Origin of the sequence: Marinobacter sediminum (genome assembly GCF_023657445.1) — a bacterium.
GTDB classification, from domain to species: domain Bacteria; phylum Pseudomonadota; class Gammaproteobacteria; order Pseudomonadales; family Oleiphilaceae; genus Marinobacter; species Marinobacter sediminum_A.
This window is the reverse complement of record NZ_JAGTWY010000001.1, coordinates 3,236,344-3,253,397: the sequence shown is the minus strand read 5'-3', so window position 1 is coordinate 3,253,397 and position 17,054 is coordinate 3,236,344. Positions and strand designations below refer to the sequence as shown.

Sequence of the window (17,054 nt, the reverse complement as noted above, 5' to 3'; positions counted from 1 at the left end):
GCGGATCCCTTTTCACGCCTTTCTAACCGTTATTGAGACCAAATAGGGGCTCAGCCGGTACCTTTGTGTCATTACCAACTGCACAAATATCAAGGAAGATACGGGTCCGTTGCCGCATACTTTTTCAGCTCGTTAACTCAGAAGATTTCCGTAATGCCCACCACTGTCATATCCGGTTTTACCCACAACTTCCTTGGCAAGGCTCCGGTCTGGTATAAGCAGATTATCCTGCTGTTTCTTGTCGCCAACCCGATTGTGATGTATCTGCTGGGGCCGGGCACGGCGGGATGGCTTCTGATCGCCGAGTTCATCTTTACCCTGGCCATGGCGCTCAAATGCTACCCATTGTTGCCGGGTGGCCTGCTGGCGGTGGAAGCATTGCTGATCGGGCTGACCACGCCGGATGCCGTGTATCTGGAAGTACTGACCAACTTTCCCGTTATCCTGCTACTGATGTTCATGGTGGCGGGTATCTACTTCATGAAGGAACTGCTGCTGGTCACCTTCACCCAGATCCTGGTCGGTGTGCGCTCGAAGTCCGCGCTGTCCCTGCTGTTCTGCAGCGCTGCGGCCCTGTTGTCAGCGTTTCTGGATGCCCTGACGGTAACCGCGGTCATTATCAGTGTCGCGGTCGGTTTCTACTCGGTGTATCACAAGGTCGCCTCCGGCAAGGTCTATCACCACAAAGACCACAACGCCGGCAGTGACGACGAGGTGGTCGAACTGCACCGGGAAGACCTGGAAAATTTTCGTGCTTTCCTGCGCAGCCTGTTGATGCACGGTGCCATCGGTACTGCCCTGGGTGGTGTAGCCACTATGGTGGGCGAACCCCAGAACCTGTTGATTGCCAAGGTGGTGGACTGGGATTTTGCCGGTTTCTTCCTGCACATGGCGCCGGTGAGTATGCCGGTACTGGCGGCAGGCCTGGTTACCTGCTGGGCGTTGGAAAAGCTGCGCTGGTTCGGATATGGCGGGCGGTTGCCCAAGCCAGTTCGCCAGGTACTGGAAGAATTCGCTGAAAACGAGCGTTCCAAGCGCACCAAGGCCGATCAGGCGGCCCTGTGGATCCAGGCCTTTGCTGCGGCCATTCTGGTGGTGGGCCTGGCGTTTCATTTGGCGGAAGTCGGGCTGATCGGTCTGTTGGTCATTATCCTGATCACCTCGTTCACCGGCATTACCGATGAGCATCAGATCGGCAAGGCGTTCCAGGAATCCCTTCCCTTTACGTCACTGCTGGTCGTGTTCTTTGCGGTCGTTGCGGTGATTCACGAGCAGCACCTGTTCAAGCCGATCATCGATTACGTGTTGTCCCTGCCAGAGGGTCAGCAACCGGGCATGTTCTTTATTGCCAACGGTGTGCTCTCGATGATCAGTGATAATGTTTTCGTGGCGACCGTCTACATCAGCGAAGTGAAGCAGGCACTGGATTCCGGGAGCATCAGTCAGGAACATTTCCAGGACCTTGCCGTAGCCATTAACACCGGTACCAACCTGCCAAGCGTGGCAACGCCGAACGGGCAGGCGGCCTTCCTGTTTCTGCTTACTTCGGCCATTGCGCCGCTGGTCCGGCTTTCCTATGGGCGAATGGTGATCATGGCGTTCCCCTACACACTGGTAATGGGTGGTGTAGGTCTTTACATGGTGGTCAACTATATCTGACCCATTGATTGAAATTTTGCGGCGGCTGCCAGTGCACAATTTTTCTGGTCTGTTAATCTTGTTTTAAACAGATTCAAAATAATGGAATTCATGTACAGCCGCTTGATCAAAACTCTCGACACGATACTGTACCGCCGACCCGGATTCTTGAAGTTGCTGACGGCTTTGATTGCGCTTGTTCTTTTGAGTAATTCAGTTGCCAGCGCGGAAAAGGCCGACCCGTCTAAAATTCTGCGTATTGCCTATGTAGAATTCCCGCCAATCACCTACCAGAATGATGCCGGTAAGCCGGACGGCACCTTCATCGACATGACACGCAAGGTGGCTGAGGAAGCCGGTTACGTTCCCGAATTTCTCTATTTGCCAGTCAGTCGAGCCTATCTCTATCTGAGCAACGGGCTGATAGATGTCTGGCCCGGGGTGACCAACATCCCAAGTATTAAAGACGACGTCCTTGAAAGCTGGAGCAGTCCGTCCGCGATTCATCTGAGCGCCTGGTACCGTGAGGGTGTCACGCCCGTTAATCACTTTGATCAGCTTAAAGGGAAAACCGTCATTGTGATCGGGGGCTATACCTACGCCGGCCTCCTTTCGTGGCTTGAAGCGCAGGATACAATCACGGTGACTGAGGCCCCCAACCACCGCTCCGCACTGGATATGCTGAAACGTAAGCGGGGGGACTATTTACTGGACTACCGTCAGCCAGTCGAGGAGGTGCTGGTCATGCCTTCCGACAGCATGATTCGGTACTCGAAAGTCAGGTCGCGTAATCTTGCGTGGCTGTTTTCACTGGCCAACCCCAGGGCTGCGTTGCTGAGAGATGATTTCGACGATGCCTACATTCGTCTGGTAGAACGGGGCGAAGCGCCCCCGGTTCGAGTCATGGAAGAGGGGTTTATAATTCCCGGTTTTCCGGACGCTTATCGGTAAGCGTTCTGGTCAGTCCGTGGTGTCAGGCATCACGGTGATATCGCCGTACCAGGCGGTGGCGGTTTCTCCGGTGTTATCTGAATCGGACATGATTGCGATGCCTACCACAGGCGGTGGCGCCTCACCGAAGGCGTTTTGGTAATCGGAGACGATATCGCGCTCCACCGTCACCCACTCGCCAACCTGATCGATGCCTGAGTTAACCGCGACCATCATGGTCTTGTCGGTATAGGGATTAGGCACGACATCACCCTTCGGTAGCGTGTTGGCCCAGATGTAGTTCAGGGCATTGCCGGGCAGGGTTTCGCCGAACACCATTTCCACAGCCTTGCGTTTGGCCCGTTCGAAGAAACCCGCCTTGTCGGGCTGAAACTCGAACGCCACATAAATCCGGGCAGGATAATCATCGCCGGACTTTTCCCGTGCATCCCCCTTCTCGAACACATTGGAAACCTTCCAGCTCCACCGCAGGATAAGTGAATCCGACGGTTTCAGGTTCAGTCGGGCAATGAGGCCGGAAGCACCACCGGCCGTATTCGCCCGAGTGACCTGTACACCGTCTTCGGTGACCAGTTCATAGCGGGAATGCTGATCGATCTTGGGAAATTCCAGGGGCTCCCAACCGGAGCCTTCGCCCAGGGACTGGATCTCTGAAAACGCCGGAAGTGTCGTGTCGTCCGCGAACGCGGAAAACGCCAGCCATGGGGTGCAGGCAAGCAGTAATGCGGGTAATAGTGGTCGTAGTGCTGTCAGACGCACAAATGTCTCCTCTGCAGGAATCGTTCTGTACTGCCGTGGTGACAGCCTGGACCACGAAAAGTGCCCGCTCCTAGTGGGTGGCGAGCAGCCGGATGGCGCTTGCTGCGGCTGCGGTCCGGTTTTCTACGCCCAGTTTGCGGAACACCTGTTCCAGGTGCTTGTTTACCGTGCGCGGACTCATGTCCAGAATCTGCCCGATTTCCCGGTTGGTTTTGCCATTGGCAATCCACAATAGCACGTCCGATTCCCGCAACGTCAGTTGGAATCTTTCCCTGAGCGCGGCGGCGGCGCTGTTCTGATTCTGCGGGGTTTTCAGTCGAAGCAGGTATTCCCGGCCATCCACCAGCGCCAGAAATTCCACGGAGCGTGGTGTATCCACGATTTTCAGTGGCATGCTGTGCCCCGGCTCCAGGTTATGGCCGAGCCACTCCTCCAGCTGGGATTTCACCTCCAGGAATTCCGGGTGGTTGCTGTCGGGCAGGCACCGGCAAACATGGGGAGTGCCCCAGAGCAGATTGCCTTCCCGGTCCACGGCAAACAGGTTCTGGCCTGCGGTATCGAGGGCGCTACGGGCGCTTTTGGTCATCCGGGCATTGGCCAGGTGCACGTCCATGCGGGCCAGCAGTTCGGTGGTATTGATGGGTTTGTTAACATAGTCCACGCCACCGGCGTTCAGGCCCATCACCACGTGTTCAGTGTCGCTCAGGCCGGTCATGAAAATGATGGGAATGTCGGCAAACGCCGGATTTTCCTTGAGCCGGCGACAGGTTTCAAAGCCGTCCATATGCGGCATCAGCGCGTCCATAAGCACCACGTCCGGCGTGATATTCCGGCTGATGGTAAGCGCCTGGTTGCCTTCAAGCGCTACCAGCACGGTCATGCCGGCTTCTTCCAAAGCATCGTTGATCATTCGAATGGAGTCGACGGCGTCATCCACGACCATCACAACAGTCTTCTGGTCATCATGAAGCTTCATGTTCGGCTACCTCGAGTAATTCAAGAATTTTCTCAAACTGAAAATCGCTGGTGAGCTGGGTCAGCTCGCTGGTAAAGCGTTCGTCCGCCTCACCATGGTGTTTAAGGTCGTGCAGGGCCTCCAGCAGGCCTTTGCGATGCCCGATCCGGGCTAGATCTGCCAGGGCCTGCCGGTGCTCCATGGCGGGCAGTGGCAAATCTCCGGTTTCAGGCACCGGGATGGCCGCCAGCGGCTCGGCACTTTTCTCGAACCGCCAATCCAGCTTCAGCACCTGGGCTATCGTGTCCAGCAGCAGGTTCAGGCGCACCGGCTTGATGATGTAGCCATCGTGAAGTTTGGGCGATTCGGCCGAATGGTAGCCTTCACTGGCATCGGCAGAGAGCATGACGACCGGCATGGTGTGCTGGTCCGCCCGCAACTGCTGCAGCACTTCCCAGCCGGTATGACCGGGCATGGCGACATCCAGCAGAACCAGGTCCGGACGCTCGATCTGGATGGTTTCACGAACCCTGAGGGCATTGCCGATGTCCACGATCTCGAATCCCAGGGGGGACAGCATGGCCCGGATGACCTGGCGATGGGAGATGTCGTCATCCACCAGCAGGACCTTGCGCCGGGTACCCTGATAGCCATAGATCCGACGGGCCGGTGCCGAGATGGAACGGGGGCTGGAGCTGTGCAGACTCGACAGCATCAGGCTTACCTTGAAAGTACTGCCGTGGCCGGGTTCGCTTTCCACAGAGATATCGCCGCCCATGATTTCGGTCAGCAGGCGGGTGATAGTCAGCCCCAGCCCGGTTCCGATGCGACTCTGCCCCGGCAGGCGAATACGCTCAAAGGGGCGGAAAATGCGTTCGATGTTTTCGTCGGCAATGCCCTCGCCCGAATCCCGAACGGTGAATTCCGCCACCTGGCTTCGGTAGCGCAGGGTCAGGGAAACCCCACCCCGATCGGTATACTTGATGGCGTTCGAGAGAAGGTTGATGAGAATCTGGCGCAGCCGTTTTTCATCGGTGGTCACCAGCTCTGGCAGCGGGTGCGGGCAGTGGTAATCAAAGGCCAGCCCTTTCTCTTCAGCCTGCAGTCGGAACATGGTGACCAGCTGCTCCATCAGTAATTCGATGCGCACCTGGTCCCTGTGCAGGTCCAGCCGGCCGGCTTCGATCTTGGAAATGTCCAGCAGTCCTTCGATCAGATCGGCGAGGTATTCGCCGCTGCGGCGGATGACACCCAGAGCCTCCTTGCGGTGGGTTGGTACCGATTCATCGTTTTCCATAAGCTGGGCATAACCGAGAATGGCGTTCAGTGGTGACCGGAGTTCGTGACTGATACCCGTCAGATAACGACTTTTCGCACCATTGGCGGCCTCGGCTTTCTCCTTGGCCTCCTGCAGCGCCTGATCAGTTCGCTCGTGCGCAACAATCTCCTCCATCAACAGGCGCGTCTGCCGTCCGGATTCCTCCTCGGCCACCACGCGGCTTTCATGAGCCAGGACGAACAGCCAGCAGATCACCCCGGTGACAATCACAAGGATAAAAAACACTTTCCAGAGGGTGACCGACAGCAGCAGGGCCTCGGGCGCCGAGGCGACCGGTGTTTTGTAGTGAATCAGGGACAACAGCAGGCCGGACAAACCGTTGATCAGAACCAGCAGAGACAGAAAGTGGCCCAGGCGGGAGTGAAGCCGGCTGAGCACGGACTGGGGCAGCAGTTTGCCGAGAAACTGCTGTAACTGCTCCTGATAGCCGGCGCCGGGCTTGCAGGAATCGCCGCAGCGGGCGTCCAGTGAACAACACAGGGAGCAGATAGTGCCTGCGTAGGCGGGGCAGGTGGTGACATCCTCGGGTTCGAATTTATGCTCACAGATCGTGCATTGCACCAGCTGGTGATCTGTCGCCAGCGGCACGAAGGGACGAGCGGTGTAGAACCGGCCACCGGTCTTCCAGGCAATCAGCGGCGCGGTGATCAGCGCCACGCCCATGGCAATAAAGTGGGACAGGGCCTGAGCGTATTCGCCAAGAACGCCGGTGTGGCAGGTAATGCCGACGATGGAGGCGGTGAGCATGGCACCGACACCCACCGGGTTAATGTCGTAAAGGTGAGCCCGCTTGAACTCGATGTGGGCCGGGCTCAGTCCCAGGGGCTTGTTGATCACCAGGTCTGCGACCAGCGCGCCAACCCAGGCGATGGCGATGATGCCATAGAACCCGAGAGTCTCTTCGAGCGCCCGATAGACGCCCAGCTCCATCACCAGAAGGGCGATACCCACGTTGAAAAACAGCCAGACCACCCGGCCGGGATGGCTGTGGGTCAGCCGGGAGAAGAAGTTCGACCAGGCGATGGAGCCGGCATAGGCATTGGTTACGTTGATCTTGAGCTGGCACAGAATCACGAAGATGCCCGCCATCGCCAGGGAGATCTCCGGGGAATGGGTAATGTAGTTGAATGCCACCACGTACATCTGGGTCGGATCGGCCGCCTCTGTTGCCGATACGCCCTGATTCAGGGCAAGGACGGCCAGAAAGGAGCCTGCCAGGATTTTCAGCATGCCGATCACGATCCAGCCTGGCCCGCCAGCCATAACCGCCACCCACCAACGCCGTTTCTCCCGGCGATTCCGGGGCTCCGGAATGAAGCGCAGGAAATCCACCTGTTCGCCAATCTGGGCGATCAGCGAAAACACCACGGCAGCGGCGGCACCGAACATCACCACATTGAGCCCCTGTCCGGCAGCAGGCCCAATGCCTTCGAACTGGGTCCAGTCACTGATGGAGGAGGCATCCGCGTAAATGATGAACACGAACGGCGCCAGCTGCAGCACGATAAACAGTGGTTGAGTCCAGACCTGGAACCGGCTGATCGTGGTGATGCCATGGATCACCAGGGGGATGATGACCACCGCACAGATCAGGTAGCCGATCACCAGGGGAATGTTGAACAACATCTCCAGGGCCATGGCCATGATCGCCGCCTCGATGGCGAAGAAGATGAACGTAAATGAGGCGTAGATCAGCGAGGTGATGGTGGAGCCAATGTAGCCGAAGCCGGCACCCCGGGTCAGCAGGTCGATATCCACGCCATAACGGGCGGCGTAGTAACTGATGGGGATGGCGGTGAGGAAGATCACCAGGCTGACCACCAGAATGGCTGCGACCGCGTTATCGAAACCATAGTGCAGCGTGATGGAGCCCCCGATGGCCTCCATGGCCAGGAACGAGATGGCACCCAGAGCGGTGTTACTCACACGCGCCGCCGACCAGCGCCGGGCGCTCTTGGCGGTAAAGCGCAGGGCGTAGTCTTCCAGCGTCTGGTTGGCGACCCATTGGTTGTAACTGCGCCGTACCCGGAAAATGTTCTGTCGTGCGGCCATTGCTGCCTTGCCTGTGTAACCTGGGCGATGCCCGGTTTTAGTGCGGTTGTGTGATTCTGCGCACCGGATCTGAAAGCATGATCAAGTTCCGTGCCATGGTGTGGTGCGCCAGGAAAAGCGGTCACATTTATTTCGTGTACCTGCGTTTTAGCCTGTGTGGCCGGGGACAGGAATGCGTCAAATGACGTAGTGCGCTGGGGTGATTGCCGAATGGGCACCCATGGGGGGGCCGAGCAGAATGTTTGACGTGGGCGCTGTGCTTTCGGAAGGAAGCGCGGTACCGGCTTTCAAACACTGCGAGGAATTACCATGGGTACGACAGATACAACCGCCAGCGGGCGGTCGTTTGGCAAAGGACTAGGGTTTCGAAAGAGCCTGATGACACTGGCGGCGTCCGTCATGCTGGCAACTTCCGCGCAAGCGGCTACGCCGAGCACGGCTGAGGTCAACACCACCGGGCTGGCTGTCACTGACGACACCGTCACGGTCGGCATCCTGCACTCCATTACCGGCACAATGGCGATCAGTGAGATCGGTTCCGTTCAGGCGGAAAAGCTCGCGATTAAACAGATCAACGAGTCCGGCGGTGTTCTGGGTCGCCAGATTGACTTTGTTCAGGAAGACGGTGCCAGTGACTGGCCGACCTTCGCTGAAAAATCCCGCAAGCTGCTGCGTCAGGATAATGTCGCTGCCATTTTCGGTGCCTGGACCTCGGCTTCCCGTAAAGCCGTATTGCCGGTCATGGAGCAGTACAACGGCATGCTCTACTACCCGACTTTCTACGAGGGTCTTGAGCAGTCTCCGAACGTGGTTTACACCGGCCAGGAAGCAACTCAGCAGATCCTTGCCAGTCTTAACTGGGCAGCAGAAACGAAAGGCGCGAAAAGCTTCTATCTGCTGGGATCGGACTACATCTGGCCCCGTACCTCCAACAAGATCGCCCGTAAGCACATCGAGGACAAGCTAGGCCTCAAGGTTTCCGGTGAGGAGTACTACCCGCTGGGCCACACCCAGTTCAACTCGGTCATCAACAAGATCAAGCTGAAGAAGCCTGATGTGATCTTTGCCTCGGTCGTGGGTGGCTCCAACGTGGCCTTCTACAAGCAGATGAAAGCGGCCGGTATCGATTTCACCGACGAGAAGCCATTGCTGCTGACCATCTCGGTTACCGAGGACGAAATCCGCGGTATCGGTGGTGAGAACGTGGACGGCATCTACGCCTCCATGAAGTACTTCCAGAGCCTGGACAATGCCAACAACAAAGAATTTGTTGCGGCGTTCAAAGAAGCTTACGGCGATGACATGGTCATCGGCGATGTTACCCAGGCGGCCTACCTCGGCCCATGGTTGTGGAAAGCAGCGGTTGAAAAAGCCGGCTCCTTCGATATCGACAAGATCCGCGAAGAGTTCGCAGGCATCGAGTTCAAGAAGGCACCAGAAGGCTACGTGCGCATCCACGAGAACCATCACCTGTGGTCCAAGACCCGTATCGGCCAGGCTCAGACTGACGGCCAGTACAAAGTTGTCTACGAGACCGAAGAACTGATGGAACCCGATCCTTTCCCGGAAGGTTACCAGTAAGGCCGGATAGCCGGTGCCTTCGGGCGCCGGCGTCCATTGTCGCTACAACGCGAAGCACGTTGGTTTGAACGGGAGATAGGGTCATGTTTGATGGCTACACCAGCAGTGAATTGATGTCGATATTTGCCATGCAGGGGTTTGCCGGGCTCTCCCTGTTTTCAGTGTTTGTACTGATGGCCCTGGGCCTGACGATCATCTTTGGTCAGATGGGTGTGATCAATATGGCCCATGGGGAGTTCATGATCCTCGGTGCCTACACAACCTACCTGACATCCGGTTTTTTCCAGTCTTACCTGCCGGGTCTTTTTGGCGGGTATTTCTTTGTCGCTATGATCCTGGCCTTCCTGGTCTGTGCCGCATTAGGGGCGCTCGTTGAGTGGCTCATGATACGGCACCTCTATCACCGACCTCTCGATACCTTGCTGGCGACCTGGGGTCTTAGCCTGATCATGCAGCAGGCTTACCGTTCCATCTTCGGCGCCCGGGAAGTGGGTGTCGACCTGCCGGAGTGGATGCTGGGCGCATTTAATGTGACCGATCTGGTGCAATTGCCGATTAACGGCCTGTTCGTAATGATCATTGCGCTCTCTATTGCCGTCGGGCTTTACCTGCTTATGTATCGCTCCGGCTATGGCAAGAAAGTGCGCGCTGTGGTGCAGAACCGACCCATGGCCGAAGCGGTGGGTATCAACAGTGCGGGTATCGACCGGGCAACCTTCGCCCTCGGGTGTGGCATCGCCGGTGTTGCCGGTGCTGCATTCACCATGATCGGGTCAACGGGCCCCTCATCCGGCCAGGCCTACATCGTTGATACCTTCCTGGTGGTGGTGTTTGGCGGCGCGCAAAGTCTGGTTGGCACCATTGTCTCTGCCTTCGGCATCTCCCAGGCCCAGTCCACCATGGAGTTTTTCCTCAGTGGTTCCATGGCCAAGGTACTTACCCTGCTGGTCGTCATCGGCATTCTCATGCTGCGTCCGGAAGGACTCATGGCTCTCAAGGTCCGTCGCTAGGAGATTGTGATGAAAACTTCATCCCCAATGAAATGGTTTGTCTCCCGCGAGGGACTGTATTACCTGGGACTGGCAGCGCTGCTGGTCATCATACTGCCGCTGTTACTGGATCCGTTCCGCCTGAACATGGTGGGCAAGTACCTGACCTACGCCTTCGTCGCCATTGGCCTGGTTATGTGCTGGGGTAAGGCGGGCATCCTCAGCCTGGGCCAGGGTGTGTTCTTTGGCCTGGGTGGCTACTGCATGGCGATGTTCCTGAAGCTTGAGGCCTCCTCGCCGGAGAATACAGCGATCCAGAGTACCCCCGGTATTCCGGACTTCATGGACTGGAACCAGCTCACCGCGCTGCCCTGGTTCTGGGAACCGTTCCACAGCTTCTCTTTTACCCTGCTTGCGGTCATCGGGGTGCCGGTTCTGCTGGCCTTCGTCATCGGCCTTGCCATGTTTACCCGGCGGGTAGGTGGCGTGTACTTCGCCATCATCACCCAGGCCATCGCCGCCGTCCTGACCATCCTGATTATCGGACAGCAGGGCTTCACCGGTGGTGTAAACGGCATTACCGATCTGCAGACTCTGAAGGGCTGGGACATCCGCACGGATGAAGCCAGGACCACGCTGTACTTTATCTGTGTTGGCATGTTGTTCCTCTGCCTGTTTGTGGCGCGCTTTGTTCAGAACAGCAAGCTGGGCCGCATCCTGGTGGCGATGAACGCCCAGGAGACCCGGGTACGTTTCTCCGGCTATGACGTTGCTGCGTTCAAGATCTTCGTATTCTGTCTGGCCGCGGCTTTTGCCGGTGTCGGTGGCGCCATGTTCACCCTGATCGTGGGCTTCATGTCGCCATCGTTCATTGGCATCGTCGCCTCCATCGAGATGGTCATCTTCTGTGCCCTGGGTGGCCGGTTGTCCATCCTGGGTGCTGTCTACGGCGCGCTGCTGGTCAACGCTGCCAAGAGCGGGTTTTCGGAATCCTTCCCGGAACTCTGGCCTTTCGCCATGGGCGCCCTGTTCATCGGCGTGGTACTGGCCTTCCCGAATGGCATGGCCGGTCTTTACCAGAGCTATGTCATGCCCCTGGAAGACAAGATCTTCAAGCGTAAAAAGGTTAAAGCCACAGCTGCGGCCGAACCCCAAGCCGTCAAGCCGACCGTTGAAAAGGCCGATGATTACGATCCCATGATCGATAACTACAGCCCGGAGAAATCGTGATGAGTGCAGCCAAGAGCAAAAGCGGTGATTTCCTGCTGGCGGTCGAGGGCCTGACCGTGTCATTCGACGGCTTCAAGGCGGTGGATGACCTGTCCTTCTACCTCGATCCCAAGGAAATCCGGGTCATCATCGGCCCCAACGGCGCCGGTAAAACCACGGTGCTGGACCTGATCTGCGGCAAGACCAGGGCCACCACCGGGTCCATCAAGTTTGCCGGCAAGGAGCTGACCAAACTCAAGGAGCACCAGATCGTCCACGCGGGCGTGGGCCGGAAATTCCAGACCCCGTCGGTGTTCGAGGACCTGACCGTGTTCGAAAACCTCGAAGTGTCCTACCCACAGGGTCACAGCGTGATGGGGGCACTGGCGTTCAAGCGCGACAAGGTGGTTGTTGAAGCTGTGGAGGAGGTGGCGGAAACCATCTTCCTCACGGATGCCCTGAACGAATCGGCGGCGTCACTCAGCCACGGTCAGAAACAGTGGCTGGAGATCGGCATGCTGCTGATCCAGAAGCCGGATCTGCTGATGCTGGATGAGCCGGTGGCGGGCATGTCTGTGACGGAACGGAAGAAAACCGCCGAACTGCTCAAGGTGATCACTAAAGACCACACGGTACTGGTGATCGAGCATGACATGCAGTTTGTCGGCGACATCGCCGACCGGGTCACGGTCATGCATCAGGGCAAGGTTCTATCGGAAGGGTCCATCGAGCACGTGAAGTCGGACCCGAAAGTCATCGAAGTCTACCTGGGGCACTGATCATGCTAAGCGTAAAACATCATTCGGTGGCCTATGGCCAAAGCACCATCATCGATGACCTGAACCTCGATGTGGAGAAAAACGAGATTGTGGCTGTGGTCGGTCGTAACGGCATGGGCAAGACCACGCTGATGAAATCCCTGGTGGGCATGACAGCCACCAAAGGTGGCGAAGTCAGCCTCGACGGCGCCAATATTTCCGGCATGAAGAGCTTCCAGCGGGTTCGCGCCGGTATCGGTTTTGTCCCCCAGGGGAGGATGATCTTTCCCACCCTGACGGTGCGGGAAAACATTGAGACCGGCCTGGCCGCCGTGGGCGAAAAGAAAGTGCCCGAGGATCTGTACGAGCTGTTCCCAGTGCTCAAGGAAATGCAGAACCGGCGCGGGGGCAACCTGTCCGGCGGCCAGCAGCAACAGCTGGCCATCGCCCGGGCACTGGCCACCCGGCCCAAGGTATTGCTGCTCGACGAACCCACCGAAGGCATCCAGCCCAACATTATCAAGGAGATTGCCAAGACCTTGCGGCGCATCCGCGATGAGCGCGGCCTGTCGATTGTGGTGTCGGAACAGGTACTGAGCTTTGTGATGGATGCGGCGGACCGGATTCTGGTGATCGAAAAGGGCGCCATCGTCCACGAAGAGAGTCGGGCCGAAGCGGATCAGGAGAAGATTGCCAGTTATCTGGCCGTTTAGTTTGGTGCAAGCCGCTGCGGCGGGGCACTTCTTCCGAAACACGCCGTGAATACATCCATGTAGTCTCGGATGCGGCATCCCTGCCGCATACGGTTTCGGAAGAAGTGCCCCGCCCCATCGGCCCAAAATTCTGAGTAAGATTTTCGGGAGAGTAATCTATGAGACACGGTGATATTTCCAGCAGTAACGATACCGTTGGTGTGGCGGTGGTGAACTACAAGATGCCCCGGCTGCATACCAGGGCCGAGGTGTTGGACAACGCCCGCAACATTGCGGAGATGATCAAGGGTATGAAGGTGGGCCTGCCAGGGATGGATCTGGTGGTGTTCCCGGAATACAGCACCATGGGCATCATGTACGACAACGACGAGATGATGGAAACCGCCGCCACCGTGCCCGGTGACGAAACGGCTATCTTTTCCGCCGCCTGCCGGGAGGCCAATACCTGGGGCATCTTCTCGCTGACGGGCGAACGCCACGAAGATCACCCGAACAAGGCGCCTTACAACACCCTGATCCTCATCAACAATGAGGGTGAAATCGTCCAGAAGTACCGCAAGTGTGTTCCCTGGTGCCCCATCGAAGGCTGGTATCCGGGCGATACCACCTATGTTAGCGAAGGCCCCAAGGGCATGAAGCTCAGCCTGATCATCTGTGACGACGGCAACTACCCGGAAATCTGGCGGGACTGCGCCATGAAGGGCGCCGAGTTGATCGTGCGCTGCCAGGGCTACATGTACCCGGCCAAGGAGCAACAGATAATGATGTCCAAGAGCATGGCCTGGGCCAACAACTGCTACGTGGCCGTGTCCAATGCTTCCGGTTTTGACGGTGTCTATTCCTACTTCGGCCACTCCGCCATTATCGGCTTCGATGGTCGCACTCTGGGTGAGTGTGGTGAGGAAGACATGGGTATTCAGTATGCCCAGCTTTCCGTCAGCCAGATCCGCGACGCGCGCAAGAACGACCAGTCCCAGAACCACCTGTTCAAGCTTCTGCACCGTGGCTACACCGGCGTGCATGCGTCCGGCGATGGCGACAAGGGCGTGGCGGACTGTCCGTTCGAGTTCTACCGTACCTGGGTGATGGATGCCCAGAAGGCGCAGGAAAACGTCGAGGCCATGACCCGCAAAACCATAGGCACCGCCGAATGCCCGGTGGGCGACCTGCCAGCAGACGGCAAGGAAAAATCTGCAGGGGCTTAAAGCCGGGAGGCGCCAGTGCCGTTTATCAACGAACGGCTGGAAGCCAACCGGGAATCCATTGAAAAGGACCGGGCCGCCTCAGGCCCGGTTCGTGCTTCCCGGTTCCGCTTTGAGCCAGATGCCGTCATGTCCCGCCTGCGGGACAATATTGTTGGCCAGGACGAGGCCCTGACCGCCATGGAAGCCATGCTGGTGCGGGTGAAAGCCGACATCGGCGAGGAAAACCGGCCGCTGGCGGTGCACCTGTTCCTCGGACCCACCGGGGTGGGTAAGACCGAAACCGTAAGGCTGATCGCCGAAGCCATACACGGCAACCGGGATGGCCTGTGCCGCATCGATATGAACACCCTGGCCCAGGAGCATTACGCCGCTGCGCTCACCGGTGCACCGCCGGGCTACGTCGGCAGCAAGGAAGGCCACAGCCTGTTTGATCTGGACAAGGTACAGGGCTCGTTCAGCAAGCCCGGTATTGTGCTGTTTGATGAAATCGAGAAAGCCAGCAAGGAAGTGGTTCGCACCCTTCTGAACGTGCTGGACACCGGCCGGCTGGTGTTCCCCTCCGGTAACCGGGAGATCGACTTCCGCAACACGCTCATCTTCATGACCAGCAACGCCGGGGCACTTGACGCCGAGGCATACCAACAGCGTTACCAAAAGGGCTGGCGCCGCTGGCTCGGGTTATCTCCCGACAAGGGCGACGCCATACGCGATACCGCCCTGCGCCGGCATTTTGACCCGGAATTTCTCAACCGTATCGACCAGACCCTCACCTTCAACCGCCTCACCGACAACTGGCTGGAGGCTCTGCTGGACATCGAACTGGCGGGCCTCAACCGCAGGCTGTCGAAAAAGCACGCCGAGTTGTCTTTATCGCCCGAACTGCGCGAGGAACTTTGCCGTGGCTACGACGCCCGCTATGGCGCCCGGGAAATGCTGCGGGCCTTCCGGCAGCGCCTGGAACCGGCGGTGGCACGGGCGCTGCTGGCGTATCCGGACTGCCACCGGTTTGAGGCTGGTGTGAAGGGCAGGGAGGTGAACGTGCACCAATACGTCAAATGACGTAGGTACCGGGGGTATTTCGCGAATACTCCCCCGGGGCCGGATTTCGGATAGTGAAGCTGTTACCCAAACGTGTAAGCCAATAATACCAAGGAGCCTCCGTTATGGCTGAAACCATTATCAAGATCGATCTGAACAAGTCGGCCTATGAGAACGACAAAATCCACAACCGCTGGCACCCGGATATCCCTCTGGTGGCTACCGTTAAGCCCGGCGATGATTTCATCGTGGAGTGCTACGACTGGACCGGCGGACAGATCAAGAACGACGACAATGCCGACGACGTGCGTGATGTGGATCTCAGCCAGGTGCACTTCCTGTCTGGCCCGATTGGTGTGGAAGGCGCGGAGCCCGGCGACCTGCTGGAAGTGGATATCCTCGATATCGGCACCTTCGAAGAGAGCCAGTGGGGCTTTAACGGTTTCTTCTCCAAGCAGAACGGCGGTGGCTTCCTGACCGAACACTTCCCGGAAGCCCAGAAGAGCATCTGGGACTTCAACGGCATGTTCACTAAATCCCGCCACATTCCGAACGTGGAATTTGCCGGCCTGATTCACCCGGGGCTGATCGGCTGCCTGCCGTCCAAAGAGTTGCTGGACACCTGGAACAAGCGGGAGGCCGGACTGGTCGCGACCGACCCGGAGCGGGTGCCGGAGCTGGCAACCCTGCCGGATGGTTCCACCGCCCACATGGGTAAGATGGCCGGTGATGCCGCCAAAGCCGCGGGCGCGGAAGCCGCCCGTACCGTTCCGCCCCGCGAGCACGGCGGTAACTGTGACATCAAAGACCTTTCCCGTGGTTCCAAGGTCTACTTCCCGGTCTACGTGGATGGTGCCGGCCTCTCGGTTGGTGACCTGCACTTCAGCCAGGGCGACGGTGAAATCACCTTCTGTGGCGCCATCGAAATGGCTGGCTGGATTCATCTGCGGGTGAACCTGATCAAAGACGGTGTGAAGAAATACGGCATCAAGAACCCGGTGTTCAAGCCCAGTCCGATCAAGCCGAGGTACGACGACTACGTGATCTTCGAAGGCATCTCGGTGGACGAAGACGGCGGCCAGCATTACCTGGATGTGCACGTGGCTTATCGTCAGGCCTGTCTGAACGCCATCGAATACATGACCAAGTTCGGTTACACCAAGGCTCAGGCCTACGCGATTCTGGGTTGTGCACCGGTCGAAGGCCACATCAGCGGGGTTGTCGATATTCCGAATGCTTGCGCCACGCTCTGGCTGCCGACGGGCATCTTCGACTTCGACATCAACCCGTCCGCCGACGGACCGAAGAAAATGGTCAGCGGCGGCATGGACGTACCGCTGTCGAAAGATAAGGAGTAAGCCCCATGCCTGTGTATGACTACAAGTGTCGCGAGCACGGCCTGTTCAATAGCCTGGCGACCATGGACGACGCCGCCAAGCCGTCGGAGTGCCCCACCTGCAAGGTGTTGTCGCCCCGGGTGATTGTGTTGCCGCCGGAGATCGCCGCCATGGACTCCGCCAAACGTACGGCCCAGGACAGGAACGAGCGCTCGCGCCACGAGCCGGTGTTCTCAACCGCCGACCGTCGGGCGAACGACAAAGAGCACAGCCGAAGTTGTGGCTGTGGTTCGCCGAAACCAGGCAAGTCGATGCTGTTCTACACCGCCGACGGGAAGAAGATGTTCCCCTCCATGCGGCCCTGGATGATCAGCCACTGAGGTCTGATTTCTGACATGGGTTAAAAACTGTCACGTGGTGATTGCCTCCCGGCTTATAACCGGGGGGCTTTTTTATGCCTGACATTCAGCCAAGGAGCTGTGCCGGATTGTTTCCGCCTATACTGAAATGCCAAATAGCGGAGAAAGCGT

At 58.1% G+C, this 17,054-nt stretch carries 14 protein-coding genes; 11 read left to right on the top strand and 3 right to left on the bottom strand.

The window, feature by feature from the left end:
- Window positions 1–153 precede the first annotated feature (153 nt).
- Window positions 154–1,659, top strand: coding sequence for a sodium/proton antiporter NhaB (gene nhaB, locus KFJ24_RS15290; protein ID WP_250831949.1), 1,506 nt, complete (start codon window positions 154–156; stop codon window positions 1,657–1,659).
- 153 nt (window positions 1,660–1,812) lie between these two features.
- Window positions 1,813–2,589, top strand: a complete 777-nt coding sequence (locus KFJ24_RS15285) for a substrate-binding periplasmic protein (RefSeq protein ID WP_250831948.1) — start codon at window positions 1,813–1,815, stop codon at window positions 2,587–2,589.
- A gap of 9 nt (window positions 2,590–2,598) precedes the next feature.
- Here KFJ24_RS15285 and KFJ24_RS15280 read toward each other — a convergent pair whose 3' ends face one another.
- From KFJ24_RS15280 to KFJ24_RS15270, 3 genes are all read right to left on the bottom strand, one after another.
- Complete coding sequence (locus tag KFJ24_RS15280) at window positions 2,599–3,348, bottom strand: DUF3047 domain-containing protein (protein WP_434968022.1); 750 nt, start codon at window positions 3,346–3,348, stop codon at window positions 2,599–2,601.
- 70 nt (window positions 3,349–3,418) lie between these two features.
- Entirely contained in the window at window positions 3,419–4,324 is a 906-nt protein-coding gene (locus KFJ24_RS15275; RefSeq protein ID WP_250831946.1) for a response regulator transcription factor, read from the bottom strand.
- Window positions 4,311–7,694, bottom strand: a complete 3,384-nt coding sequence (locus KFJ24_RS15270) for a hybrid sensor histidine kinase/response regulator (protein ID WP_250831945.1) — start codon at window positions 7,692–7,694, stop codon at window positions 4,311–4,313. The genes KFJ24_RS15275 and KFJ24_RS15270 overlap by 14 nt, the downstream gene beginning before the upstream one ends.
- Window positions 7,695–8,003: 309 nt before the next feature.
- Here KFJ24_RS15270 and urtA point away from each other — a divergent pair, with 309 nt between their 5' ends.
- The 9 genes from urtA (at window position 8,004) to KFJ24_RS15225 (ending at window position 16,904) form a co-directional block, all read left to right on the top strand.
- The gene (gene urtA / locus KFJ24_RS15265; RefSeq protein WP_434968021.1) at window positions 8,004–9,275 is read left to right on the top strand and encodes an urea ABC transporter substrate-binding protein; all 1,272 of its coding nucleotides are present in this window, start codon (window positions 8,004–8,006) and stop codon (window positions 9,273–9,275) included.
- 83 nt (window positions 9,276–9,358) lie between these two features.
- The gene (urtB, locus tag KFJ24_RS15260) at window positions 9,359–10,285 is read left to right on the top strand and encodes an urea ABC transporter permease subunit UrtB (RefSeq protein ID WP_250831944.1); all 927 of its coding nucleotides are present in this window, start codon (window positions 9,359–9,361) and stop codon (window positions 10,283–10,285) included.
- A 9-nt stretch (window positions 10,286–10,294) separates the two neighbouring features.
- Window positions 10,295–11,494, top strand: a complete 1,200-nt coding sequence (urtC, locus tag KFJ24_RS15255; protein WP_250831943.1) for an urea ABC transporter permease subunit UrtC — start codon at window positions 10,295–10,297, stop codon at window positions 11,492–11,494.
- Window positions 11,494–12,252: an urea ABC transporter ATP-binding protein UrtD gene (gene urtD, locus KFJ24_RS15250; RefSeq protein ID WP_250831942.1), complete on the top strand. Its 759-nt coding sequence runs from the start codon at window positions 11,494–11,496 to the stop codon at window positions 12,250–12,252. Before urtC ends, urtD begins: the two co-directional genes overlap by 1 nt.
- A gap of 2 nt (window positions 12,253–12,254) precedes the next feature.
- The gene (urtE, locus tag KFJ24_RS15245; protein WP_250831941.1) at window positions 12,255–12,944 is read left to right on the top strand and encodes an urea ABC transporter ATP-binding subunit UrtE; all 690 of its coding nucleotides are present in this window, start codon (window positions 12,255–12,257) and stop codon (window positions 12,942–12,944) included.
- 158 nt (window positions 12,945–13,102) lie between these two features.
- Window positions 13,103–14,149 carry an aliphatic amidase gene (locus tag KFJ24_RS15240; protein ID WP_250831940.1) on the top strand — a complete coding sequence of 349 codons (1,047 nt, stop codon included), beginning with the start codon at window positions 13,103–13,105 and terminating at the stop codon, window positions 14,147–14,149.
- A gap of 15 nt (window positions 14,150–14,164) precedes the next feature.
- Window positions 14,165–15,208 (top strand): AAA family ATPase, encoded by a 1,044-nt coding sequence (locus KFJ24_RS15235; protein ID WP_250831939.1) that lies wholly within the window; start codon window positions 14,165–14,167, stop codon window positions 15,206–15,208.
- Between the two features lie 104 nt (window positions 15,209–15,312).
- Window positions 15,313–16,545, top strand: coding sequence for a formamidase (gene fmdA / locus KFJ24_RS15230; protein ID WP_250831938.1), 1,233 nt, complete (start codon window positions 15,313–15,315; stop codon window positions 16,543–16,545).
- A gap of 5 nt (window positions 16,546–16,550) precedes the next feature.
- A complete protein-coding gene (locus KFJ24_RS15225) occupies window positions 16,551–16,904 on the top strand; it encodes a zinc ribbon domain-containing protein (RefSeq protein ID WP_250831937.1) in 354 nt (117 codons plus the stop codon).
- The last annotated feature ends 150 nt before the right edge of the window (window positions 16,905–17,054 follow it).

What these genes read in the sequence shown, in the direction of transcription:
- nhaB (WP_250831949.1), top strand. Translation starts at nt 154, where the DNA reads ATGCCCACCACTGTCATATCCGGTTTTACCCACAACTTCCTTGGCAAG.
- KFJ24_RS15275 (WP_250831946.1), bottom strand. Translation starts at nt 4,324, where the DNA reads ATGAAGCTTCATGATGACCAGAAGACTGTTGTGATGGTCGTGGATGAC.
- KFJ24_RS15270 (WP_250831945.1), bottom strand. Translation starts at nt 7,694, where the DNA reads ATGGCCGCACGACAGAACATTTTCCGGGTACGGCGCAGTTACAACCAA.
- urtA (WP_434968021.1), top strand. Translation starts at nt 8,004, where the DNA reads ATGGGTACGACAGATACAACCGCCAGCGGGCGGTCGTTTGGCAAAGGA.
- urtB (WP_250831944.1), top strand. Translation starts at nt 9,359, where the DNA reads ATGTTTGATGGCTACACCAGCAGTGAATTGATGTCGATATTTGCCATG.
- urtC (WP_250831943.1), top strand. Translation starts at nt 10,295, where the DNA reads ATGAAAACTTCATCCCCAATGAAATGGTTTGTCTCCCGCGAGGGACTG.
- urtD (WP_250831942.1), top strand. Translation starts at nt 11,494, where the DNA reads ATGAGTGCAGCCAAGAGCAAAAGCGGTGATTTCCTGCTGGCGGTCGAG.
- urtE (WP_250831941.1), top strand. Translation starts at nt 12,255, where the DNA reads ATGCTAAGCGTAAAACATCATTCGGTGGCCTATGGCCAAAGCACCATC.
- KFJ24_RS15240 (WP_250831940.1), top strand. Translation starts at nt 13,103, where the DNA reads ATGAGACACGGTGATATTTCCAGCAGTAACGATACCGTTGGTGTGGCG.
- fmdA (WP_250831938.1), top strand. Translation starts at nt 15,313, where the DNA reads ATGGCTGAAACCATTATCAAGATCGATCTGAACAAGTCGGCCTATGAG.
- KFJ24_RS15225 (WP_250831937.1), top strand. Translation starts at nt 16,551, where the DNA reads ATGCCTGTGTATGACTACAAGTGTCGCGAGCACGGCCTGTTCAATAGC.